This is a genomic window from Anabaena sp. 54 (assembly GCF_017355725.1).
GTDB lineage: Bacteria > Cyanobacteriota > Cyanobacteriia > Cyanobacteriales > Nostocaceae > Dolichospermum > Dolichospermum heterosporum.
In genome coordinates this window covers 229,757-252,506 of the sequence record NZ_JAAVWA010000001.1, presented here as the reverse complement: position 1 = coordinate 252,506, position 22,750 = coordinate 229,757, and the positions used below count along the sequence as shown (strand labels likewise).

General features: G+C 40.7%; 19 protein-coding genes. 9 read left to right on the top strand and 10 right to left on the bottom strand.

Annotation, left to right across the window (positions count from 1 at the left end):
- The first annotated feature begins 193 nt into the window (after positions 1-193).
- From HEQ36_RS01345 to HEQ36_RS01330, 4 genes are all read left to right on the top strand, one after another.
- A complete protein-coding gene (locus tag HEQ36_RS01345; RefSeq protein ID WP_168635026.1) occupies positions 194-5,092 on the top strand; it encodes a type I polyketide synthase in 4,899 nt (1,632 codons plus the stop codon).
- Between the two features lie 136 nt (positions 5,093-5,228).
- A complete protein-coding gene (locus tag HEQ36_RS01340) occupies positions 5,229-6,134 on the top strand; it encodes a DUF4437 domain-containing protein (RefSeq protein WP_053540257.1) in 906 nt (301 codons plus the stop codon).
- A 284-nt stretch (positions 6,135-6,418) separates the two neighbouring features.
- Positions 6,419-7,111 (top strand): DUF4437 domain-containing protein, encoded by a 693-nt coding sequence (locus HEQ36_RS01335; RefSeq protein ID WP_325064574.1) that lies wholly within the window; start codon positions 6,419-6,421, stop codon positions 7,109-7,111.
- Positions 7,112-7,252: 141 nt separating this feature from the next.
- Positions 7,253-7,927 carry a GNAT family N-acetyltransferase gene (locus HEQ36_RS01330; protein ID WP_053540256.1) on the top strand — a complete coding sequence of 225 codons (675 nt, stop codon included), beginning with the start codon at positions 7,253-7,255 and terminating at the stop codon, positions 7,925-7,927.
- A gap of 191 nt (positions 7,928-8,118) precedes the next feature.
- Here the strand turns inward: HEQ36_RS01330 and HEQ36_RS01325 are convergent, their stop codons facing one another.
- The 6 genes from HEQ36_RS01325 to HEQ36_RS01300 form a co-directional block, all read right to left on the bottom strand.
- On the bottom strand, positions 8,119-9,342 hold the full coding sequence (locus HEQ36_RS01325; protein WP_053540255.1) for an aromatic ring-hydroxylating dioxygenase subunit alpha: 1,224 nt from the start codon (positions 9,340-9,342) through the stop codon (positions 8,119-8,121).
- Between the two features lie 33 nt (positions 9,343-9,375).
- Positions 9,376-9,606 (bottom strand): hypothetical protein, encoded by a 231-nt coding sequence (locus tag HEQ36_RS01320; protein ID WP_168635025.1) that lies wholly within the window; start codon positions 9,604-9,606, stop codon positions 9,376-9,378.
- Complete coding sequence (locus HEQ36_RS01315) at positions 9,599-10,159, bottom strand: hypothetical protein (protein WP_053540254.1); 561 nt, start codon at positions 10,157-10,159, stop codon at positions 9,599-9,601. Before HEQ36_RS01315 ends, HEQ36_RS01320 begins: the two co-directional genes overlap by 8 nt.
- Positions 10,160-10,324: 165 nt before the next feature.
- Positions 10,325-11,692, bottom strand: a complete 1,368-nt coding sequence (gene gntT, locus HEQ36_RS01310; RefSeq protein ID WP_168635024.1) for a guanitoxin biosynthesis MATE family efflux transporter GntT — start codon at positions 11,690-11,692, stop codon at positions 10,325-10,327.
- A 338-nt stretch (positions 11,693-12,030) separates the two neighbouring features.
- The gene (locus HEQ36_RS01305) at positions 12,031-12,783 is read right to left on the bottom strand and encodes an alpha/beta fold hydrolase (protein ID WP_168635023.1); all 753 of its coding nucleotides are present in this window, start codon (positions 12,781-12,783) and stop codon (positions 12,031-12,033) included.
- A gap of 266 nt (positions 12,784-13,049) precedes the next feature.
- Entirely contained in the window at positions 13,050-13,775 is a 726-nt protein-coding gene (locus HEQ36_RS01300) for a lipocalin-like domain-containing protein (protein WP_168635022.1), read from the bottom strand.
- 343 nt (positions 13,776-14,118) lie between these two features.
- Here HEQ36_RS01300 and HEQ36_RS01295 point away from each other — a divergent pair, with 343 nt between their 5' ends.
- Positions 14,119-14,499, top strand: coding sequence for a hypothetical protein (locus tag HEQ36_RS01295; protein ID WP_053540250.1), 381 nt, complete (start codon positions 14,119-14,121; stop codon positions 14,497-14,499).
- Between the two features lie 236 nt (positions 14,500-14,735).
- Here HEQ36_RS01295 and HEQ36_RS01290 read toward each other — a convergent pair whose 3' ends face one another.
- Positions 14,736-14,870 (bottom strand): hypothetical protein, encoded by a 135-nt coding sequence (locus HEQ36_RS01290; RefSeq protein WP_267902164.1) that lies wholly within the window; start codon positions 14,868-14,870, stop codon positions 14,736-14,738.
- Here HEQ36_RS01290 and HEQ36_RS01285 point away from each other — a divergent pair.
- Positions 14,845-15,609, top strand: a complete 765-nt coding sequence (locus tag HEQ36_RS01285; protein ID WP_190382197.1) for a Uma2 family endonuclease — start codon at positions 14,845-14,847, stop codon at positions 15,607-15,609. The two genes, HEQ36_RS01290 and HEQ36_RS01285, sit on opposite strands and share 26 nt — an antisense overlap.
- A 3-nt stretch (positions 15,610-15,612) precedes the next feature.
- On the opposite strand, the gene HEQ36_RS01280 is transcribed toward HEQ36_RS01285, so the two are convergent.
- Together HEQ36_RS01280 and HEQ36_RS01275 are read right to left on the bottom strand one after the other, a co-directional pair.
- Complete coding sequence (locus tag HEQ36_RS01280) at positions 15,613-17,283, bottom strand: bifunctional serine/threonine-protein kinase/formylglycine-generating enzyme family protein (RefSeq protein ID WP_168635021.1); 1,671 nt, start codon at positions 17,281-17,283, stop codon at positions 15,613-15,615.
- Between the two features lie 267 nt (positions 17,284-17,550).
- Positions 17,551-19,359, bottom strand: a complete 1,809-nt coding sequence (locus HEQ36_RS01275; protein WP_168635020.1) for a proline--tRNA ligase — start codon at positions 19,357-19,359, stop codon at positions 17,551-17,553.
- A gap of 215 nt (positions 19,360-19,574) precedes the next feature.
- Here HEQ36_RS01275 and HEQ36_RS01270 point away from each other — a divergent pair, with 215 nt between their 5' ends.
- Complete coding sequence (locus HEQ36_RS01270; RefSeq protein ID WP_168635019.1) at positions 19,575-20,969, top strand: 1-acyl-sn-glycerol-3-phosphate acyltransferase; 1,395 nt, start codon at positions 19,575-19,577, stop codon at positions 20,967-20,969.
- 109 nt (positions 20,970-21,078) lie between these two features.
- Here the strand turns inward: HEQ36_RS01270 and HEQ36_RS01265 are convergent, their stop codons facing one another.
- Entirely contained in the window at positions 21,079-21,615 is a 537-nt protein-coding gene (locus tag HEQ36_RS01265) for a hypothetical protein (RefSeq protein ID WP_168635018.1), read from the bottom strand.
- Between the two features lie 265 nt (positions 21,616-21,880).
- Between HEQ36_RS01265 and HEQ36_RS01260 the strand changes: the two genes are divergently transcribed.
- Positions 21,881-22,126 (top strand): hypothetical protein, encoded by a 246-nt coding sequence (locus HEQ36_RS01260; RefSeq protein ID WP_168635017.1) that lies wholly within the window; start codon positions 21,881-21,883, stop codon positions 22,124-22,126.
- Between the two features lie 117 nt (positions 22,127-22,243).
- Positions 22,244-22,687 (top strand): hypothetical protein, encoded by a 444-nt coding sequence (locus HEQ36_RS01255; protein ID WP_168635016.1) that lies wholly within the window; start codon positions 22,244-22,246, stop codon positions 22,685-22,687.
- Positions 22,688-22,750 lie beyond the last annotated feature (63 nt).

The window sequence follows — 22,750 nt, the reverse complement described above, 5'->3', positions numbered from 1 at the left end:
TATGGCTAACGCCACGCTTCGCTATCAGGAGTTCAGGAGTTCAGAAGTATGGCTAACGCCACGCTTTGCTATCAGGAGTTCAGGAAGAAGGAATAACATTTTTCTTTTATCTTCCCTGTTCCCTGTTCCCTGAATTCTTACTTCATATCAATGAATGTAGAACAATTAAGCAGTATATAATGGGGTTAATCAAATGAGTGAAAATAATGAACAACGCTATGTTCAATTGATGAAAGTAGCGTCCCAAAAAATTGCTGATTTACAATCCGAAATTGAGCGATTAAAGCAGAAAGAACGCGAACCAATCGCCATTGTTGGTATGAGTTGTCGCTTGGCAGAAGCCGATAATCCTGAAGCATTTTGGGACTTACTTGCCAATGGTGTAGATGCCATTCGAGAAGCCCCAAAGGGTCATCATTCATATCTAGATCCCTATTACGACCCAGATCCAGACGTGCCAGGCAAGGTGTATATCCGGCGTGCAGGATTTCTCAACCAATCTCCCACAGATTTTGATGCTAGTTTTTTCGGGATTTCCGCCAGAGAAGCAGCAAGTTTAGATCCCCAGCATAGACTGGTGATGGAAGTAGCTTGGGAAGCCTTAGAAAACGCTGGATTTGTCCCCGAAAAATTGGCAGGCAGCCAGACAGGTGTTTTTATGGGGATATGTGCCAATGACTACGTTTGGCAACTTGTCAAACAAGACCCTGTAGAAACAGATTTCTACATAGGATCAGGGAACGCCTATAGCCCAGTGGCAGGCCGCCTTTCTTACTTCTTCGACTTTACAGGTCCTTGTCTCGCCGTTGATACTGGCTGTGCTTCTTCATTGGCTGCCATTCACTTAGCAGTTACCAACTTGCGAAGGGGAGATTGTAACCTGGCATTGGCTGGAGGCGTACAGCGATATGTCTCGCCAGAATATTGGCTCAACCTTTGCAAATCCCGAATGTTGTCTCCAGATGGGCGTTGCAAAACTTTTGCGGCAGGAGCAAATGGTTATGCTCGCGGTGAAGGTTGTGGCATAATCGTTCTCAAACGCCTTTCAGATGCAGTAGCTGATGGTGACAATATTCTAGCCTTAATTAGAGGCACAGCACATGGGCAAGATGGAAGAACCAGCGGTCTAACTGTACCTAGCGGTTCTTCTCAGCAAAATGTGATTCGCAGAGCGATCGCCAATGCAGGTATTAAGCCCAAAGATGTCAATTATATTGAGGCTCATGGTACAGGTACTTCTCTGGGAGACCCAATTGAAGCAAATGCTTTGATCAAGGTCTTTCGCCAACGAGAAGAACCTCTGATCTTAGGTTCCGCGAAAACTAATATCGGACACTTGGAAGGAGCCGCTGGCGTAGCAGGTCTGATCAAAATCGTTCTGTCCTTACAAAATGAGTTGATTCCACAACACCTACACTTCCAAGAGCCTAGCCCTTATATTGCTTGGGATGAAATGCCAATAAAAGTGGCAAGCGAACAGATACCTTGGCCAGCAACAGATAAAACTAGGTTTGCTGGAGTTAGTTCCTTTGGTTTTACGGGCATCAATGTCCATGCTGTCCTTTCAGAAGCACCACCAGTAGCAGCAAAAAGTGAGGCAAAAACTTGGCAGCGCCCCCTACAACTGCTCACCCTCAGTGCCAAAACCAAACCCGCACTCGAACAGATGGTTCGCAATTACGAGAAGCACTTAGCAACTCATCCCGACTTAGAGTGGGCTGATATCTGTTATACCACCAACACTCGGCGGACTCATTTTCACGAACGTTTAGCTGTGGTTGCTGACTCAGTTTCTCAAGCACAGGAAAAATTATTAGCTAATTTAGCAGGAACAGAAAACACCAACCTGTTTAAAGGTAGCAAGAGCGAAAGTCAACCTCAAATCGCTTTTCTATTCACAGGTCAAGGTTCCCAGTATTTAGGGATGGGACGGGAACTATACGAAACACAACCAATTTTTCGTCAGGCATTAGACCGCTGTCAGGAAATTTTAAATGCCATTGGGAATCAGGAAAAATCCTTGCTCTCTGTCCTCTACCAAGGCGATGACAGTTCTGTCCTAGAGCAAACCGCTTATACCCAACCAGCGCTATTTGCCTTGGAGTACGCCCTAGCCTCGATGTGGAAATCTTGGGGTCTAGAACCAAGCGCAGTCATTGGCCATAGTGTCGGGGAATATGCAGCAGCTTGTGTAGCGGGAATTTTCTCCTTAGAAGATGGATTGAAACTGATTGCTGCCAGAGGGCAGTTAATGCAAAAACTCCCGGATAACGGAGAAATGGTGTCTTTATTAGCTTCGGTTGAACAAGTTACAGAAGCAATCAAAGGTACGGACTTAGTTAGCATCGCGGCTATTAACGGGCCTGAGAGCGTGGTCATTTCTGGCGAACGGGAAGCGGTACGTTTAGTAGTGCAGAAGTTAGAACATAAGGGAATTAAAACTAAGCGCTTAAAGGTTTCCCATGCCTTCCATTCGGCATTAATGAAGCCAATGCTGGCTGAGTTTCGCCAGGTGGTGCAAGAGGTAACTTTCCACCAACCCAAACTCAATTTTATCTCCAATGTCACGGGCAATTTTGAGCGTGTTTTACCCACAGACCCTGAATATTGGGTAGATCATGTGGTCAAACCAGTAAGATTTGCCGACGGTGTGGAGACATTACACAGAGAAGGAGTAGAGATATTTGTGGAAATGGGCCCCCAGCCAATATTGCTGGGTATGGCACGTCATTGTTTACCGTCTGAATATGGAACATGGCTGCCGACGCTACAGCGAGAGCAAAGCGATTGGCAAGGGGTGCTTCAGGCTGTAGGCCAATTGTATGTAAGGGGCGTGGCGATTGATTGGGAGGGCTTCCATCGTGACTATGGCTACCGCCAAGTGGGAGTACCAACTTATCCTTGGCAGCGAGAGCGCTACTGGATTGATGTAACACATACACAACCTCTAACGCAATCTGGCTCCCAGAGCGTTGCCCATTCTCTGCTCGGTCAACCATCACCTCAGCAAGCCACTGGAAAAGATTTTGCCGATCAGGTGGTGTGGAAACCACAACCTCGTTATGGCTTACCTGCTGATTATTTGGCTTCTCCGAGCGAACTAACCAGAAACATAGACAGTCAGGTATTGTTATCTGAGGCGGAGTGCAGTCGCGATCGCGACCAGGAAAAGGAACTAGAAAGTAGGAGTGTGGGGTATATTGTCAGTGCCTTTCAACAACTAGGCTTTAAGTTTGAACCCAACCTGCACTTCTCAACAGCTGAACTGATCGAGCAGTTAGGAATCGTCAAGCAGCACCAACGGTTAATCGGGTGTTTTTTGGAAATCATGGCTGAGGAAGGGTTACTGCGTTTTAATCAGTCTGAGTGGCAAGTCGTCAAGACCCCTCAGATAGTGACTCCGGACGCACAAGTGGCGAATTCGTTACTCAAATCTCCCCACTCAGCAATGGCGCAAATTGTCTCTCGTTGCGGACCTAGATTAGCCGATGTTTTGCAGGGCAAGTACGATCCGCTCCAGTTGTTGTTTCCTGAAGGTGATTTAACCAGCACAACAGAACTTTATCAAGATTCCCCAGAACTCAAGTTCATAAATACCCTCGCACAGCAGGTTGTGCAAGCGGCGGTCTCAAGGTTACCACAAGACCGAGGGATGCGGATTCTGGAAATTGGAGCTGGTACTGGAGCAACAACTTCTTACTTATTACCAAACCTGCCTGCTGATCGGGTGGAGTATTTATTCACAGATATTGGCGCTTTCTTTGTTGCCAGAGCACAAGAAAAATTTGCCGATTATTCCTTTGTACGTTATCAAACATTGGACATTGAGCAAGAGCCAGTAGCAGTTGCTCGGGGCTATTATGATTTGATTATTGCTCCCAATGTATTGCACGCCACCAAAGACTTGCGTGAAACAGTAAAAAATGTCCAGCAGATGTTGGCTCCGGGTGGAATGCTAATGCTTGTGGAAAGTACGACTCGTCAACCTTCAGTAGACATAACTTTTGGCTTGACAGAAGGCTGGTGGCGCTTTACCGACCTTGATTTGCGACCTGATTATCCCTTGTTAAGTATCAACAAGTGGCAAGAGTTGTTATCTTCATCTGGTTTTACCAATCCTGTTTCCTTTTCATCGCCTAATTCACAAAAAGTGCTGATCTTGGCTCAAGTCACCAAAGAAGACCAACCTCTGTCCAGAAATTGGCTCATTTTTGCTGATAATCATGGGTTTGCTCAGAAATTGGCGACAGAGATGAAAACAAAAGGCGATTTGCCAACAGTCGTTTTTCCAAACGAATCTCTCGACCCATCAGGGACAGAAACGGCCTCTCCACTAGCCAAATATCAGGACTTAATAACAGATCAAAAATGGCATGGGGTGGTGCATTTGGGGAATTTAGATTCTCCAGCGAACGAACTTGATGTTAACTTGGTGAAATCCTTTGTAAAATCTGGTTCTTCACCTAGATTTTGGTTAGTAACCCAAGGGGTACAAGCTATCGAAGCAGCGCAGACAGACTTGGTGCGATCGCATTTATGGGAAATCAGCCAAGTTATCCAGTCAGAGCCAGATCATCCCGAACTTTCATTTGTACTTCTAAATTTAGCTCCCGAAGGAGTTGATAACCGAGTACAAACAATTCTAGATGAAATTTGGATCGAACCTGCTTCTTCAGTAAAACTGGTTGCATTTCGTGACAAAGAACGTTTGGTTGCCCAATTGGTAAACCCAGAAAAGTCTGGGACAGAGGGTATTCTCAAACAGAAAGGGAGAGAAGAAACTTCACTCAACTTAGTCGAACAATTAAAGGCAACTGAGAAAGAGCAACGCAAAGCACTATTAATTGCTCATATTCAATCTCTATTGTCTCAGGTTTTGGGAGACAAACAAGAGAGGACTTTCTCCCTATCACAAGGATTTTTGGACTTAGGAATGGATTCTATGACATCCATAGAGCTAAGAAATCGCTTGCAAAACTCGATAGGCATCCCATTGTCATCAACCTTGTTTTATAAATATCCAACACCAGAGGCATTAGTTGACTATTTGATTCAAGATGTGCTTGCTACTTTTGTAAAGTTTGATGATTAATAGGGGTTAAACTGCTCCCCGGAGTCGCTTCCGGGGCAGTGTTTTCGCCTCCAAACGAATAGGCGGCAATGCTTGGCCATTAGGCTATAAAATAGACTCTGTAATGGCAAGCATATAAACAGGAAAATGGGAAATTATGGGTGACGCGAATAGAAGTTTTAATTTGTCCGAAATAGACCAAACGGATAATTTTTTAAGTATAGTGCCGATCCAAGAAGATTGGGGGGGAGATGGGAGTGGACGCTTACACCTATCAGGAAGGTGTACGGACATATCGAAAAAGTATGTGCCGCGTCAGTATCAATTTTTCAATACAAATACCGTGCCAGAAGAACCAGGATGGCGAATCAGTGGAATGTCTGATCAAGTCCTAGCAGGAAGACGAAGATTGCTGACGTGGCATGATTGTGGTGCATCTACTTCCAGAGTAATCCTACCGCCCAAATTTGCGGCGCCATCTGGGATATTCACTGCTGACTTGGAAATTTTTATTCTTGCTGGCAAGATTCAAATTGGTGAATGGGAACTAGATCAACATGGTTACTCCTTTATTCCTGCTGGAGTAAAAGTAGAATCTTGGCAAGTTTTAGGTGAAGAGGAAGCGGAAATTCTTTGGATGGAAAACGGGCCAGTTCCCCTCCAATACCAAGATGCAGAAACCAATTATCCAGGTGCGAGAATAAGTGAATTTATTCCAGCTTTGGATAGCAAATTCTTGCCTTGGAGTGATACAGAGAAAGTAACAATCAAGAAAAAGTTTTTAAGGAAACATAATAACGGCGGCGAAACATTGATATTTGCCATCTTGCCACATCATGTCACTCATGATGCAATGATTTATTCCTACAATGAAGAGGCATATATTTTAGGTGGATATTGTGATCTAGGAAGTTACCGACTTGCAAAGGATCACTTCTGCTATTGTCCTAGCTATAATATTATCCCTAGAGAGAAAACGGTTGATGGATTTTTTGGTTTTGCCAGAATTGATAGAGATGGCTCCCAAACGATTTACTCATCACATAACATAAAAAAATATTAGAATATTTGTCAAGCAAATGATGCGTTTACAGAAAATGACAGTTTAGGCTATAAAATAGACTCTGTAATGGCAAGCATATAAGCAGAAGAATGGGAATTATGGGTGACGCGAATAGAAGTTTTAATTTGTCCGAAACAGACCAAACGGATAATTTTTTAAGTATAGTGCCGATCCAAGAAGATTGGGGGGGAGATGGGAGTGGACGCTTGCACCTATCAGGAAGGTGTACGGACATATCGAAAGAGTATGTGCCGTATCAGTATCAATTTTTCAATACAAATACCGTGCCAGAAGAACCAGGATGGCGAATCAGTGGAATGTCTGATCAAGTCCTAGCAGGAAGACGAAGATTGCTGACGTGGCATGATTGTGGTGCATCTACTTCCAGAGTAATCCTACCGCCCAAATTTGCGGCGCCATCTGGGATATTCACTGCTGACTTGGAAATTTTTATTCTTGCTGGCAAGATTCAAATTGGTGAATGGGAACTAGATCAACATGGTTACTCCTTTATTCCTGCTGGAGTAAAAGTAGAATCTTGGCAAGTTTTAGGTGAAGAGGAAGCGGAAATTCTTTGGATGGAAAACGGGCCAGTTCCCCTCCAGTACCAAGATGCAGAAACCAATCATCCAGGTGCGAGAATAAGTGAATTTATTCCAGCATTGGATAGCAAATTCTTGCCTTGGAGTGATACAGAGAAAGTAACAAATAAAAAAAAGCTTTTAAGGCAACATAATAACGGCGGTGAAACATTTATATTTGTCACTTTACCACACTATGTCACTCACCATGGAATGATTTGTTCCTACAATGAAGAGGCATATATTTTAGGTGGATATTGTGATCTAGGAAGTTACCGACTTGCAACGGATCACTTCTGCTATTGTCCTAGCTATAATGTTACCCCTAGAGAGAGAACGGTTGATGGACTTTTCGGGTTTGCGAGAATTGATAGAGATTTATCCAAAAGCACTTGAGTGAGATACAGTCATAAGCCCCCTCCTCGCTTGCGGGGGTGGAGTTCTTGTATTTAACTCAACCGATAACCGCTATAGCTAATTGTTTACTACCTTCTTACTGTCCAAAAATTTATAATCAACTAATGGTGAGAATAGCCCATGTCTTCCTCCGAAATGAATACAAATCCTATTGACGATAGCATCATCGCTACAAAGTCGGCTCAAATCAATCCTTCAATAAAACATAAGGACATTCAGATCAGAACTGCATCAGCTTCCGACCAGAGACATATTAATGCTGCAATGGTTCTAGCCTTTAACAACGATCCTGTTGCCCGCTGGCTCTTTCCTGACCCCGATCAATATCTCACTTATTTCCCACTCCTATTTGAAACATATATTAACGAGTCCTTAGCCCATCAGACTTCTTATTATGTTGATGGTTATGGAGGTGCAGTGCAATGGATTCCGCCAGGGATAGAATGGGATGCAGAACCATTAAGGAAAGTATTTCAAGAAGGTATCGCTGAGTCACGCCAAGCAGAGGCATTTGAATTGTTTGAACAATTGGGGAATGATCATCCTAGTCAACCTTACTGGTATCTGTCCTTTCTAGGTGTGGAGCCAATTCAACAGGGTAAAGGCTTTGGTCTAGCCCTATTGCGGCCTATTCTCAGACAATGCGATCGCGATAGTATTCCTGCCTGTGTGGAAACCTGCGGCTGCATTCCAAGAAACATAGCATTCTATAAAAAGCAAGGGTTTGAGTTAATTAGCCAGTATCAAGTTGGTGATGCACCGATTATTGTCAGAATGATTCGCCAGCCACAATAGCCCGTTGGTGATCTTTATATAGAGTTCCTACGAGTTATTCGGTAAGCTGTGGGGCGTGATCGTGATTCGTAGGCGAGCGATCGCACCCCCGCAATATTCCTTAAGTTGACACCAATGATAGCTGTTGCGCCCCTACACATTTTCTTAGGTGAGCAGATTCAGTCTTTCATCCTGTAAATCAGCAACGCCACTTAGAACAAGTCTTCCTCATCAAAATTTCTATTCTGGAACTTCTGCATTCCGATTGAATCAGTTAGGTATGCCATTAAGAACTCGTGAAATCGGTGTACCATTGGTTCTTTGCTAGGAGATAACGGACCAGCAGATGAACGAAGGAAAGCTAGCTCATTCTGTATTTTTGGCAATAAACTTAAATCCTGGAGTTGTATCTTATCATACTCCTCAACTAGTGATTGAACATTCTCTGCAGATTTTGCTTCTGTGGTATTAGGAACTAACCAAGTCCAACGGATTCTTGTTTGAGATACACTGATTGGATCAATTAGAAACACTAGTACAAGATTTGGCAGACAAAATAGGCAAAAATTCGGCCAAAACGATAACCAGAAATAACCTTGCATCAATTTAGGAGGTAATCCTTCTATGACTGTACCCGGTTCTATCTCTTCTTTTGTCGAAAAGGAAGAATATTCTACGTAGTAATTATCTTTTCCTTGAAAAAAACTCTTTACAGGGGAGACCCAGTCAAGTTGAGGTATTTCATTAGTACCTTTGTGAAGAAATGGTACATGATAATTCTCAACGGTATTTTCTACATAAAGCTTCCAATTAATATTGGCTTGATAATCATGGGTATGAACATGACTCAATTCACTAATTTTATAATCATCAAATAGTTTAGGTAGTTTGCCAAGCTGTGTTTTTAAGGGAGAACAATTGGGATCAAGATTAACAAATATAAAGGGTCCCCAAGTATCAATATGAAAAGATGACAGTCCATATTTTGACATATCAAAATCTTCATGTTTTTCAAATTCAGTGACGCCTGTTAATTTTCCTTCTAGGTCATAGGTCCAACCATGATAAGGGCACACAAAACAATTAGCCTTACCATTTTCTAAAGCTAGGGGTGTGAATCGATGACTACAGATATTACGAAAAGCACGTAAATTACCTTCCTCATTTTTAACAATCAGTAGAGAAATATTTGCAATACTCACAGTAAAATAAGATTTAGGTTTTTCCAACTGATTGGTAAAACCAACAAAGAGCCAGGAACGACTAAATAATTTCTCTCTTTCCAGCCGATAAACCTCATCAGATACATACATGAATGCTGGCAAGCATACTGCTCTTTCCACTGGGTGTGGCTGCCAATTGTTCAGATAATTTAGTAATTCTTTATCCTTGATAAAATCGACATTGTTTAAGTGGTTATTTGCCGTAGCTTCCATTTTTCTTCTCCTATTGAATATTGTTTGTTGTGGCTACCAATCTATTTGACAACGTAGACAGATAGGACTTGTGTGTACACCGTAGCCTCGCTTGCGGGGAGGGGGTGGGCGGATGCTTCTGTCAAATAGACAACTACAAGAAGAATACAAGATACTTTCTTGATTTGTTAAGGGATAGCGATCACCTAAAAAGTGTGCAAGTTCATATAACTCTTTAAACAAATCTTCAGGAATATAGCCGCGATCGCTTGAATAGTTAACCAAAAATATCTTCTATATCACAAAAAGTGCAAGGTTTTGGCTTATTGCGTCTTAAAAGAGTTGCATTTTTCCCTGTGGGATATGGGAAATTGAGGATATCCAGATAGCTGAAAACCAAGTCAGGATTGCTGATATAAAGTCGTTCAAAGGCAATCATTTCACCATCTACGCCGTTGGGATTAATTCGGACTCCCACCCGGTTGGCTGGCCACACCGTCAGAACCGCCTCTACTATCTCCTTAATCTGGAGGAAGATATGTCCGCCTTTAGCATGAATAGCATCGACGACCTGTTTCCAGCCACTGGTTTGCTCATCGGAATAGATGCCGGGTGAGTTCAGCCAACCGTTCGCTTGTTCTGAAATCGTGGTTGCTTCACCAATGATTAGACCAGCCGATGCCCGTTGAGCATAGTATTCAGCCATCAGTGCGTTGGAAATCCGCTCCACTCCAGCCCGCGAACGAGTCAAGGGTGCCATGACCACGCGATTCTTTAAAGGTAGATCACCCAACATGAATGGGCTTAATAAGTGAGGAGAGATACTTTCAAAAGTCATAAAGGTTATGTCTCTGCATTTATTGTCTCATGTGTCAATGCGTAAGTTCTAGTATCTTTCCTCACTTATTAAGCCCATTCATGTTGGGCGATCTACCTTTCTTAGCCTCCCAAAAAATTGGTTTCTCCAGAACAAATCGCACTTGGAGGTATCCCGGTTGCACTCCTATTTCACCTCTAAATTCGTAACCGAGACATCACTGGCATTAATATCATCGCCAAATGTACTGGGCAGATTTACCAAAAACATCACCATTCTGACTGCATGAAATAAAGATACACTTAACCACAAGATATGGTTGCTGGAAAACTTAATGGCAGCGAAACTGGCAGGTATAAACCCAACTACAAGAGCAATTAAGCTAACATTGCGGAGGGTGTATCCTTGGGCTAAACCTAAGAAGTATCCTTCCATCGCAAAACTGATTGAACTAAAAGCTAAGGTAAGTTGTAACCAAGGAAGAAAAGTATTTATATTTGAGGTTACTTCAGTGTGGTTAGTGAACCAACTAAAAACAGTATCTGGAAATAGCACACATACTCCACCAAAAAACACTGCTACCACGAGAGCAGCTAAAATAGAAAAACCTACTAAGGGAGGTAATTGTTGTCGAGATCCTTTTCCTTTAAAGTTTCCAACCAAAGCTTCTGTACCGAATCCCATTCCCTCTACAAAATATGTATTAAAGCTAAATATTTGCCACATTAAGGTATTTTGAGCATAAATCAAAGTTCCCAGTTGGACTCCTTGATAGCTGAATATGAATGTAGTAACCAGACAAATACAATTGCTGATCAGGATATTCATATTGAGAGCTAAGTTAGATTTTATAGCTGAAATGTCCCATATTTTTCCAGATAAAGATCGAATTTCCAACCACTGAAATTCCTGGCAAAAAAATATCAATCCCATGAATAAAGATAAATATTGGCTTGTAGCAGAGGATATTCCTGCGCCTGTACTTTCCCATCCCATGTGGATAATAAATACATAATCAAGTACAATTTTGCTGCCATTACCAAGGACTGAAATTAGCACAACTAAGCTATTTTTTTCTCGTCCTAGAAACCAACCTATCAATACAAAATTGAGTAAGATTGCAGGCGCTCCCCAAATTTGGGTGTTGAAATAGGCAAGGCCCGAAGATTTTATCTCTGGGTCAGCATTTAGCAGAGCAAACCCAAGTTCTCCTAAAGGATATTGTAAGAGGATGAGGGTGATACCTATGACTAGAGCAATCAAGCCGTTACGCAGCCCCACCAACAACATCTCTTCTCGGTCATCCCGTCCAACTGCCTGTGCTGTGAGTCCAGTAGTTCCCATGCGTAAAAAGAATAAAGCCAAATAGAAAAAATTCAGCAAGTTTCCAGCAATGCTCACTCCAGCGAAGTGACGGATGTCTTCAAGATGACCCAAAAAGATGACACTGACTATATTTGCCAGTGGAATCATAATACTGGATAGGACGTTGGCTAGAGCCAGTCGGAAATAGCGGGGGATAAAGCTATATTGCGCTGGAAGTGTTTGGTTCATAGATCGAGAAGTGAGTTATGGGCAGTGTTACTGAGCATTGGTGACAAGTTACAGTTATTGTCCATTTATCAACAAGCAATTATACTTAATAAATCTTGATAATTAAGCTGAAAAACATGATTTTCAGGATGGGATACCTTCGATCAGCTTCGCTATCGCATTCTAAAAATCCAGTATTGATGTTAATCTAAGTACATTATTTTGCCTAAATTCAAGTATAGCTACTGATTAATAAAGGCGGCTTTTGTTTGACTTGTCACCAATGGTTATTGAGGACGATTTTTAAAAGGTCAAAGGTTGAGTCAAAGAGCTATCAAGCTACAATGACTTTGTGCAAGTTATAAGTCTTTCAGGGTTTGAGACATAAACTGCAACAAAGCTTGTCTATTTTCATTGAGGTAGAAGTGTCCACCTGGGAACATCTCTATTGAAAATGAGGAACGGGTGTAATCACGCCAACTAACAAGATTATCGTAACTGGCTTCCGGATCTTCAAGACCACCCAAAGCAAAAATGGGACAATCAAGAGGCTCGACTTGGGAATGGATATATGTTTCTACTAAAGTCATGTCTGCTCGCAAGGTAGGCAAGAACAACTCCATAAGTTCTTGGTCTTGTAGGACTACTTCTGGTATGGCAGAGTAAACATTGGTTAATTTTTCAATAAATTCTGCATTAGGTAACAAATGAAGGGGCGGATATAATTCAGGTATGTTAGGGGCAGGACGACCTGATAAAAACACATAAACCGGATTGACGTTTCTTTGCCGGAGTTTTCTAGCTAGGTCATAAGCAATTAGCGATCCCATACTATGACCAAAGATCGCAAATGGCTTATCCAAATGTTGCAGTAAGACATCTACTAAGTTCTCTGTCAGAATTTCAAGATTTGAAGTTGGTTTTTCTTTGATGCGATTTTCTCTTCCAGGCAACTCAATTGCACAAACCTCTACATTCGACGGCAATTCCCGAGGCCAGAGACGAAAAATGGATGTCCCACCTCCTGCATAGGGTAGGCAAAATAAGCGTAAATTGGCTTGGGGATTGGATTGGGGACATTTAATCCAAAGATTAGGTATTTCTGGTTTCATAAATAATATTTGTCTTATGAGGCACGATTAAATCTGTAAATACCCCGCTTGTTCGCCAAAGTGGTAGATTTTTAACGAGTAGTTGGTAGTATCCCTGGAAACAAGAGTGGCAAATTTTAATTCGGAAAATCAGGCAGTTTACATACCTCTAAGATACAAGGTTGGGTTACGCTTTCGCCTAACCCAACCCAACTTACAAAAAATGGACAAGGCATTGCAATAGTGTAGCTGTTTCTCCCAATAACGTTAGGGAATTCCGTGAACTGTTATTTTGAAAAGCGCTCCCAAGTTATAAAGGGAGTTTGTAGCTTGCCATCCATCATCTCTGGAGCATGAGTCAATACTAGCTCGCCATTCTTATTAAAACTATAGATGCGTACTTGATTTGTACCAACATAATTTGGAAACAGGCTGACTGCAACACGATGAACAACTTTACCTTTTTGGAGTTCATATTTACCGCAATAGGTAATATATGTTTGTACTGCTTTTGCCTGTTCTTCTAGCGTTCCCCCTAAAATATCTCCTGAAGGAAAATTAGGACGTTTGTTTTTTGAAAAGGTTGCACACATATGTCCATCGGGAGTGTACATCAGGTAACCAACAGAATCTTTCCCAAATGGATAGGTAACGTTCCCCTGTGCATCCTTGTTTATCCAGGATACCAATCGCCAGCTTCCTACAAATTGTTTTTGTTGGGCTGTCAACTCACCACGGGAAATCTTATAGGAAGAATTGGGTTCCAACCCAGAGGGGGTGGAGCCTTGCTTAGGTGAAATTCCGTCCTGTTTTAAGTTGGTAACACCTTCTTGAGCGGCAGTAGGTTTTGATGTTTCTGCCTTAATTGCAGCCCCACCATAGGACAAAATTAAGGCTGCTGTTAAGCCTCCAGAAAACCATTGAATAGAGCGCTGGATAGGACTCTTTTTTGCTTTCTTGCGCTGTTCAACACTGGCATCAATCGACTCATTATCATTAGAAATAGGATTCATAATTCTTCCTCAATAATTTGGTAATCGTCCCAGGCATTATGCAGCAATGAGCTTCTGTCTAATTTCCCCAGAGGCTCATTGCTGTGGCTGGTGTCTCAGAAGATACTACCATAGGAACATTCACTGTGTCTACATATTAAAGTCAAGAACAGCAATTCTCATTTTGAAAATAAAATAAGATAAAGTTGTGTATCAACCTTAAATTGTGAGTCCAAAATATTCAATTTTGGATTGTTTTCTCTTGTTTATTTATTGTCAATAATCATTGCTAATTGAGAAAAGCCTGATATAATTAGTTTTCAGGATGATTATTTATATCGAACTCAGGTCCTTTCAATTCATTATGTCTACGAAAGAAGATGATCTAATTTCCAGAGCGGAACTGCTGCAACAAGCCATTGCGACGTTGCAACTGATGATTCAACAAATTAAGGCTGGTGGAGAAATAGCACCATCTGGTTGCTGTGTTTCCCGTTACCAAGCACGGGGTAAACAAGGGGTTTATTGGTACTACAAATTACACGCTAATCACCCAATTTTTCCTACCACTCAACCCGACAAATTGAGTAAATACAAGCATTTAGGCAAGGCTGGAAGTCCGGCTCACGTTGATGCAGTCATGCAAGTAGCTAGGAGAACCCAAGTTGATTACTTACAATCATGTATTGATTCTCTCCGACAAAATTGGGTTGATTTGTACGATAGCCTCAAAAAGAAAAAGTAAGTCTCTCAATTTTTTTGTTCTCGTAAATAAAACGCGAACACTTTTCTATTGGTTTTACTCCCCATTTTCCTTAACCGAGCAGTATTGAGGCAAGAGGCAAGAGTAAAGAAGTTTTCAGCGATTTTACGTTTCTTTACACAGGTTGGTTTTATTGTGTTCACCTACTTGGCATTAAATTTTCAATAATGGTGCGTTGCGCTGTCGCTCTAAGAAGCGTAGCTATGCCCTCAATGGCTTTACACACCATACATATCTGCTATATTAATCAACTTTTCCAGGGCAATTTCCCGAAAAATGAATTGATAAATACTATAATAGGTAATTAATCCCTTATTTGTGGTTGTTATGGTTGTTACTGCTTCGACCCACAAGATTACCTGGGAACTCTTGCCTGAAGATTTTGTTTTAGAAGATGAACCAGTGGATAATGTTAATCAACCTTCTTTAGCCGCTGCACTGACGGAAAGCCTGCAACTGGCAGGGAAACTCCCAGAAACAGCCCTGGCTACGACCAATTACGGCATTTGTACCGTAGTTAATGGCAAAATTGTCATCAAAGCACCTGATTGGGCTTACATACCCAAAATTACCGTGCCTAGAGAGCAAATACAACGTAGTTATACTCCTCACAAACAGGGTGAAATACCGGTTGTGGTGATGGAATTTCTTTCTGACGCAAATGGGAGTGAATATTCCAGTAAAAGGACTTTTCCCCCTGGTAAATGGTTTTTTTATGAAGAGGTGTTAGAAGTTGCAAATTATCTAATTTTTGCACCTGATACGGGTGTTTTGGAATTTCATCGTTTACAAAGTTCAGGAAAATATCAATTACGTTCCCCTGATGAAAATAACCGTTATTGGTTAGGGGAAATGGATTTATTTATTGGTGTATGGCAAGGAAAGCGCGAAAACCGTGATGGTTATTGGTTACGCTGGTGGGATAAGGAGGGTAATTTATTATTGTGGGGGTTTGAGTCGGTTGAGAAGGAACGAGGAGAAAAAGAACAAGAAAGACGAGAAAAGGAACAAGAAAGACGAGAAAAAGAGCAGGCTTTACAACGGTTAGCGGAGTTGGAGAAACGATTACGAGATGCGGGAATTGGAGATTAGGAATCACCCAGAAGAACACGCGACTCGAAAACCACTACCGTAGTTACTGCCACCAGCAACTATGTAGTTACGATAGGAACAACGGCAGTTCCCAGCCTCTTGAAGCCAAGAACCACCGCGCAATATGCGTTTGCTATCGTTACCAGTCCAAGCACTACCGTCACTGGGTGCATTTGTATAGTCCTTATGCCAAGAATCTTCGCACCATTCCCATACATTACCGTGCATGTTATATAAACCAAAGTTGTTAGGGGGAAATTCGCCTACATCTGTGGTCTGTTTGTATTTGTTATTATGATTAACTACATCTGTATTAATGGTTTCACCGAAGTAAAATGGAGTTGTAGTCTTGGCTCTACAGGCATATTCCCATTCAGACTCGCTAGGTAAGCGATACATCTTACCTGTGTGTTCCCCCAACCTAGCACAAAATTCCTGGGCATCTAACCATGATATTTTTTCCACTGGCAGATTTGCACTTTGGAAGTGTGAGGGTTTAGGGTTTAAATCTATGTTGATTTTCGGTAAGCTGGCAATTTTTTGCCATTGTGCTTGGGTAATTGGGTATTTTCCGATGTAGAAAGGTGAAATTGTCACGTTATGTTGAGGTTTTTCATTTTTATATCCCTCTCCTTCTGGTGAACCCATAGAGAATGTGCCACCAGGAATACCTACCATTTCCAAAAATAAATTATTTCCTAAATTGTCTCTAAAAACTATGGGTTGTTTTGGGGAAACAATTGTTGTAGTAACTTGCCGGGAGTGATTAGGAGAAATGGTTATTGGTGAAACTTGCTGTGGTTGCAATACTGATAAAATTTCTGTTGCCGACTGAAAGCGATTTGAGGGTAGGTCTTGCAGCATTTTATCTAATATTATTTCTAAGTCATGATTCACAAATATATATTTTTTCCATATCCATTGCATGACTGTTAAATCAAATAGTGGATCAGTACCATCTGGTTTTTGGAAATATCCTGTTAATAATCGAATACAAGTTACAGCTAAACTATAAAGGTCGCTGTTGGGATAAACTATGCCGCGAAATTGTTCTGGTGGTGCATAACCAGGTGTACCTGTAACTGTTCCCAGTTTGGTGAGAACGTTGTTACCTACCTCTTTGGAAACTCCAAAATCAATTAGGAATAAAGCGCCTGTTTGCGAATGTTTAATAATATTTTCTGGTTTAATATCTCTATGAATTACTTTATTGTTATGAACAAATTGTAAAATATGTAATAATTCAATTAGGATTTTTTTTACTTCAAATTCGCTAATTTTCCCCTTTTGTCGCAGTTCGTTTAATAAATTTTGACCTTCGATAAATTCTTGAATTAGATACAGTCTGCCTTCTTGGGGAAAGAATGCGAGTAAATCTGGAATATGGGGATGTTTCCCTAAATCGTTGAGTCTGAATGCTTCTTGTTCAAATAGCTCTGTAGCTTTTTTGAGCGCAGCACTTCCTGATTGTTGGGTTAGAAATTGCTTAATAACGCAGCGGGTATCTAATCTTTGTTCGTCTACTGCTAAAAATGTCCGCCCAAAACCACCTTCACCAATAATGCGGATAGCGCGATACCGTTCTTTCAGCACTATTTGACTACCACAGGATTGACAAAGGATAGTTTTTGGTGGGTTTTGCTGTAGACACACGGGGTTAAGGCACTGACTCATAAATCCGGTTTGCAGTTAATTATCTCAGTATAATGATAGGATGAGTTTAGGTAAAAATTATTTTAATTGATTAAAATTTTTCTCTGTAATACTTAAATTTCTGATGATTTCATGAAATACAGGGGTTGTTGTTCTCATAAAATGCAATCTAGAGTGGGGAGACCCCACCCCTACGGATTTGAGACAAAAAACTGTACCTCATGACAGCAGGAAGGTTAATACTTCGACTGATTTAGTCTCACAATACCCACTTTACGAGAGTTAAAGTTAACTTTCTATTGTGTCTTTAATCCATTGTTGCAATGTATTGATAACTTCGTCAATGGCAATTTCTTGAGATTCACGGGTTGCGCGTTTGACTACTTCGACTTTACCATTTGTAATGGCTCTACCGGTGACGATTCTGAAGGGGATACCGATTAAATCTGCATCTTTGAATTTTACTCCTGCCCGTTCGTCTCTGTCATCTAATAAGGTTTCTATTCCTGCTTGGTTGAATTCTGTGTAAAGTTTTTCGGCAACGGCGATTTGTTGGGCATCTTTAATGTTAGGAATAGTGATGATGGCGTGATAGGGGGCGATCGCTACTGGCCAAATTATGCCATCTTTATCATAGGATTGTTCTACGGCTGATTGTGCTAACCGAGACACACCCACACCATAGCAACCCATGACTAAAGGCTTTTCTTCCCCTTGTTCGTTGGTATAAGTTGCACCCATCGCTTGAGAGTATTTTGTACCGAGTTGGAAGATATGACCGGCTTCGATGCCTCTAGCTGTTTGTAGGGTTTGGCTTGAGTCGTGAAGTGAGCGATCGCCTAATTTTGCTTTACGAATATCTACGGTTAGTGCAGGTAACTTAAATTGCTCACCCCAATTTGCGCCAACTACATGAAAACCAGCTTCATTTGCACCAGTGACAAAGTTTTTTAACTCCACAGCGGTTTTATCCACCAACCGCACAAACTGAGAATTTACCTGTTTATTGACCGCAATATAATCATCACTAACATCTGGTGCTATGTAACCCAAAGGCAAAGATTTTGCTTGCCATGTTGCTTGGGCTTCGGCATTTGGTACAGTTAAAGTGAGGATAGTTTTAGCACCAAATTCAGGAGCTAATTTAGTTAGTTCATTTTGTAATTTGACTTCATTAATTTCCTGATCTCCGCGAATATTTATCAACAGCAAAACAGTTAAACCGTTATCATAAACAGTTTGATATAAAACGTTTTTGACAATTTGGGTAGGAGAACATTTCAAGAAATTACAAACTTTGTCTATAGTTTCTGTTCCCGGAGTTTCCCGTTTTTCGTAAGTTGTAAAAGGTGAAGTTTCCGCTTCCGCAGGTAAAGAAACTGCTTTTTCTACGTTTGCTGCATATTTACCATCTTCAGTGTAGAGAACTTCATCTTCTCCTGCATCTGCTAAGACCATAAACTCTGTTGAACCAGAACCACCAATAGCCCCAGAATCAGCTTCTACAGCCCGAAAAGCCAAACCAGAACGCCGCAACATATTACTATAAGCAGTATACATTTCCTGGTAAGTTTTTTTCAAACTTTCTTCATCAGCATGGAAAGAATAACCATCTTTCATAATAAATTCTCGTCCGCGCATTAAACCGAAACGGGGACGAATTTCATCACGAAACTTAGTTTGAATTTGATATAAATGTACAGGTAATTGACGATAGGAACGAATCATATCACGGGCAACTGTGGTAATTACTTCCTCGTGAGTTGGTCCTAGTCCTAATTGTTGTTCCCTCCTATCAACGAGAGAAAACATAATTCCCTCAGCTTTAGTATAGGTGTCCCAGCGTCCCGACTCCTGCCATAATTCAGAAGGTTGTAACTGCGGTAATAAACATTCTTGTGCGCCGGTAGCATTCATTTCTTCCCGGACAATTTGGGAAACCTTTTGCAAAACCCGCCACATTAGGGGAAGATAAGCATAAATCCCACTACCAATGCGACGGATATAACCAGCACGGAGTAACAATTTATGGCTAGGGATTTCCGCATCAGCAGGATCATCCCGTAGCGTAACAAATAACATTTGTGATAATCGCATTGTTTTTACCTTTACTTGCTAATTTTGCCAATTATTGAAGATTAACCTGTGTCATACCAAATTAAAATGAAGCTCCATAGAATAAGATTTCCAGAATAATTAACCGCAGATGAACGCAGATAAACGCAGATAAATATGAATGATTGTTATTCTGTGCAGCCTCACATAAAATTGGTATCACCTGTCACTTGTTATAACTTGAGGAGATAATTACTGTGTCTGAAATAATGTATCAAGCGCAACCACCTTTAGAATTTATTCCGCCAGCTTTTAACCCTTTGTTGTTAAAGTTGGTACATCTAGTGCTACCTAACTGGATTCGCTGGAAAACACCCATTAGCAACATTGAAGCAGACAATGTTGAAACTTTGGCGGATTGCTATCAACGGTTTCAGGATGGTAAAATCCGGTTTATGTTGGCGTTTCGTCATCCTCAAACAGCAGACCCTCTTTGTTTAACTTATTTACTGTCCCAAATCTTGCCTAAAGTAGCACGAGTTGGGGGTACACAGCTACAATATCCGCTTCATGCCCATTTTATCTATGATCGGGGCATTCCTCTCTGGGCTGGTGATCATGTGGGTTGGGTAATTTCCCACTTGGGGGGAACTCCGATTCAACGCGGTAAAGCTGATTGGACTGGATTGCGTTCGGTGCGGGATTTGTATGTCAATGGTCAGTTTCCGATGGCTGCTGCGCCAGAAGGTGCTACAAATGGTTTATCGGAGATTATTAGTCCCTTAGAACCGGGTATCGCACAGATGGGTTTTTGGTGTGCGGAAGATTTGCAAAAAGCGGGAAGAGATGAGGAAGTTTTAATTTTACCAATTGGCATTAAATATAGTTATGTCAATGAACCTTGGGATAATATAGCAAATTTGTTAACTGAATTAGAAGCGGCTAGTGGTTTATCTGTGAATCAAGAGAAAACTGAGGCTTCTTTTGCTGCGCTTTATCCCCGATTATTAGGGTTAGCTGAACATTTATTATCGGTAATGGAGCAATTTTATACTAAATTTTATCATCAAACATTACCAGATGAAAAAATTACTAATGGGGAAATTATAGATAGAAATGAAGCTTTAGCTTATCGTTTACAAGCTGTGATGAATATTGCTTTATTTATTGCTGAACAATATTTTGATTTACCATCTAGGGGGAATTGGAATGATAGATGTAGACGGGTGGAACAAGCCGGTTGGAATTATATATTTAGGGAAGATTTTAAGGATATTAAATCATTATCACTCATTGAGAAAAGTTTGGGAGATAGAGTTGCTGAAGAAGCATATTTTCGGATGTGGCACATGAGATTAGTTGAGAGTTTTGTGGCTGTTTCTGGGATGTATATCCGCGAAAAACCAACGGTGGAAAGATTTGCAGAAATGACTTTACTTTTATGGGATATGGTTAATAAAATTAAGGGAAATATTTCTTTAAATCGTCCACAATTGGGTAAGCAGCAGGTGAAGATAACTGTGGGTGAACCGATTTCTATTTCTGAACGTTATTCTGGTTATAAAAGTAGTCGAGTTGCTGCTAGACAATCGGTGGCTGAGTTGACGACTGATTTACAGCAGGTTTTGGAGGGTTTGGTTGAGAAGGGATGATAAATAAATTGTCTCACGCAAAGGCGCAAAGGCGCAAAGGAAGGAAGAAATACAGAAATTAAAAGTGTGATTTAAATCCCCAACTTCAATAGTTGAGGATTTGGGTTAGTTATTTGGCGCTATTTTTTAATTCGTTCCATGCTTTGACAACTTTATCTAGTTTGTTTGGTATTTGAGATTGCGAGATGTCATTATATTGGGTTGTGGCTTTTTGACTGGTTATGGTATAGGTGATATAATCTGCTGAACCTGGAGGTGCTGGGAAACTTAATTTGTTGAATTGTTCAAATTTGTCTTGGGTTAATAATTTTTCAAATTGTTTAACTTGTTCTCCAGTAACTTTTTTGATACTACGCTCTGAGTCGTTAGCATCACCTGTTTTTGTTCGTATCAGTTGACCGTCTTTTAGTAAAACTGTTTCATAGGTTTTTCCAGCTATTCCCCCACTGGTAATTTCTCTAAATACTCCGTTTTTGTCTAATGGTGGTGGTAATTCATTGGCTGGAATTGGTACGGATTGGATGGTTTTAACGTCTTTGTTAACTTGATACTGTTGGTAGCTGGGATTAGCAACAACAGGCATAGATTTGAAAGTTATTACACTACCTAAAGATAGAATTGTGGTGAATATGAGGATATTTTTCATGATTTCCTTTGTGAGAATACAAGGATGATCAATCATTATTGACGTTGGGTATTTTTAGATTGTTTCTTTTTGTCTGAATTAGAATTTATAGGATTTAATGATGAAAATATTATACTTCATGAAGCATCATCACCAGCCTGGGAATAAATTCCCAGTCTTATAGCGAAAGTCCGTTAAAACGGACTAAAAGAATTTTGCAGTTTAGAGTTTATAATTAAAATACAGTGTAATATTGTCCATAACCTAGTAAATAACATAAATAATTATGAATGTACAACTTGTTGATTCCCTTGTAGAAATTGTTTCCAAATTGACTCCCGAAGATCAGAAAATTTTCTTATCTAAACTTTCTCATGTCAATATAATTCTGCCAGCAGAACAGCAAAATTTAACATCAGCAGAAAAAGTAGCACAATTTCAAGAATGGTTATCTCAATTTCCTCAAAGTAATATTACTCTATCAGATGAATCACTGCGTCGAGAAAATATTTATGATGATAGAGGAATATAAAAAGCTATTTACTTGATAGCAATATTATTCTGAGATTTGCAAATTCTCAATCTCTGGAATATAACCTTATACAGAATTGTTACAAAGTATCGAAAAATCTTTTAGCAGGACAAATATATGTTTGGCAAAAAGCAGCCGGAACAACCCAGTCAATCCCAAACCATGAGCGGTATAACAGCGACTGGTGCTGTGATTGGACAACAACAAGCAGGACGTGATGCCCAACAAAATCAATCAGGCACACTGGAAACACAGCAACAAATCACTAATACGGATGCAGTTAAGCAATTAGAACTTTTAGAAATAGCCATAAAAGCTGCAAAACTAACTCAAGATGAGAAAGATGAACTGCTGGACTATTTGCGACCTGCCAAGCGCGAAGCAGGTAAGGATAGTGTGAATAAAGATATGGTGGGGCAGTACCTAAAACCAGTTAGTGAGACGCTCACAATCATGAAAGATACCACTGAAGCGGGTAAGAGCCTGTGGACTACTGGACAGGAAGTTTTTAAGACCATTGCCCCCTGGTTAGGAGTAGCAGCGAAATTAATCGGAATGTAGAGACATTTGGTTAAATTTGCGACAAAATATAAACAGACTTCTCCAAAAAAAAATGTAGAGACG

Excerpts from the sequence above, each read along its gene's own strand:
- HEQ36_RS01345 (WP_168635026.1), top strand. The coding sequence starts at position 194 with ATGAGTGAAAATAATGAACAACGCTATGTTCAATTGATGAAAGTAGCG.
- HEQ36_RS01340 (WP_053540257.1), top strand. The coding sequence starts at position 5,229 with ATGGGTGACGCGAATAGAAGTTTTAATTTGTCCGAAATAGACCAAACG.
- HEQ36_RS01330 (WP_053540256.1), top strand. The coding sequence starts at position 7,253 with ATGTCTTCCTCCGAAATGAATACAAATCCTATTGACGATAGCATCATC.
- HEQ36_RS01325 (WP_053540255.1), bottom strand. The coding sequence starts at position 9,342 with ATGGAAGCTACGGCAAATAACCACTTAAACAATGTCGATTTTATCAAG.
- HEQ36_RS01315 (WP_053540254.1), bottom strand. The coding sequence starts at position 10,159 with ATGACTTTTGAAAGTATCTCTCCTCACTTATTAAGCCCATTCATGTTG.
- gntT (WP_168635024.1), bottom strand. The coding sequence starts at position 11,692 with ATGAACCAAACACTTCCAGCGCAATATAGCTTTATCCCCCGCTATTTC.
- HEQ36_RS01305 (WP_168635023.1), bottom strand. The coding sequence starts at position 12,783 with ATGAAACCAGAAATACCTAATCTTTGGATTAAATGTCCCCAATCCAAT.
- HEQ36_RS01300 (WP_168635022.1), bottom strand. The coding sequence starts at position 13,775 with ATGAATCCTATTTCTAATGATAATGAGTCGATTGATGCCAGTGTTGAA.
- HEQ36_RS01295 (WP_053540250.1), top strand. The coding sequence starts at position 14,119 with ATGTCTACGAAAGAAGATGATCTAATTTCCAGAGCGGAACTGCTGCAA.
- HEQ36_RS01285 (WP_190382197.1), top strand. The coding sequence starts at position 14,845 with ATGGTTGTTACTGCTTCGACCCACAAGATTACCTGGGAACTCTTGCCT.
- HEQ36_RS01280 (WP_168635021.1), bottom strand. The coding sequence starts at position 17,283 with ATGAGTCAGTGCCTTAACCCCGTGTGTCTACAGCAAAACCCACCAAAA.
- HEQ36_RS01275 (WP_168635020.1), bottom strand. The coding sequence starts at position 19,359 with ATGCGATTATCACAAATGTTATTTGTTACGCTACGGGATGATCCTGCT.
- HEQ36_RS01265 (WP_168635018.1), bottom strand. The coding sequence starts at position 21,615 with ATGAAAAATATCCTCATATTCACCACAATTCTATCTTTAGGTAGTGTA.
- HEQ36_RS01260 (WP_168635017.1), top strand. The coding sequence starts at position 21,881 with ATGAATGTACAACTTGTTGATTCCCTTGTAGAAATTGTTTCCAAATTG.
- HEQ36_RS01255 (WP_168635016.1), top strand. The coding sequence starts at position 22,244 with ATGTTTGGCAAAAAGCAGCCGGAACAACCCAGTCAATCCCAAACCATG.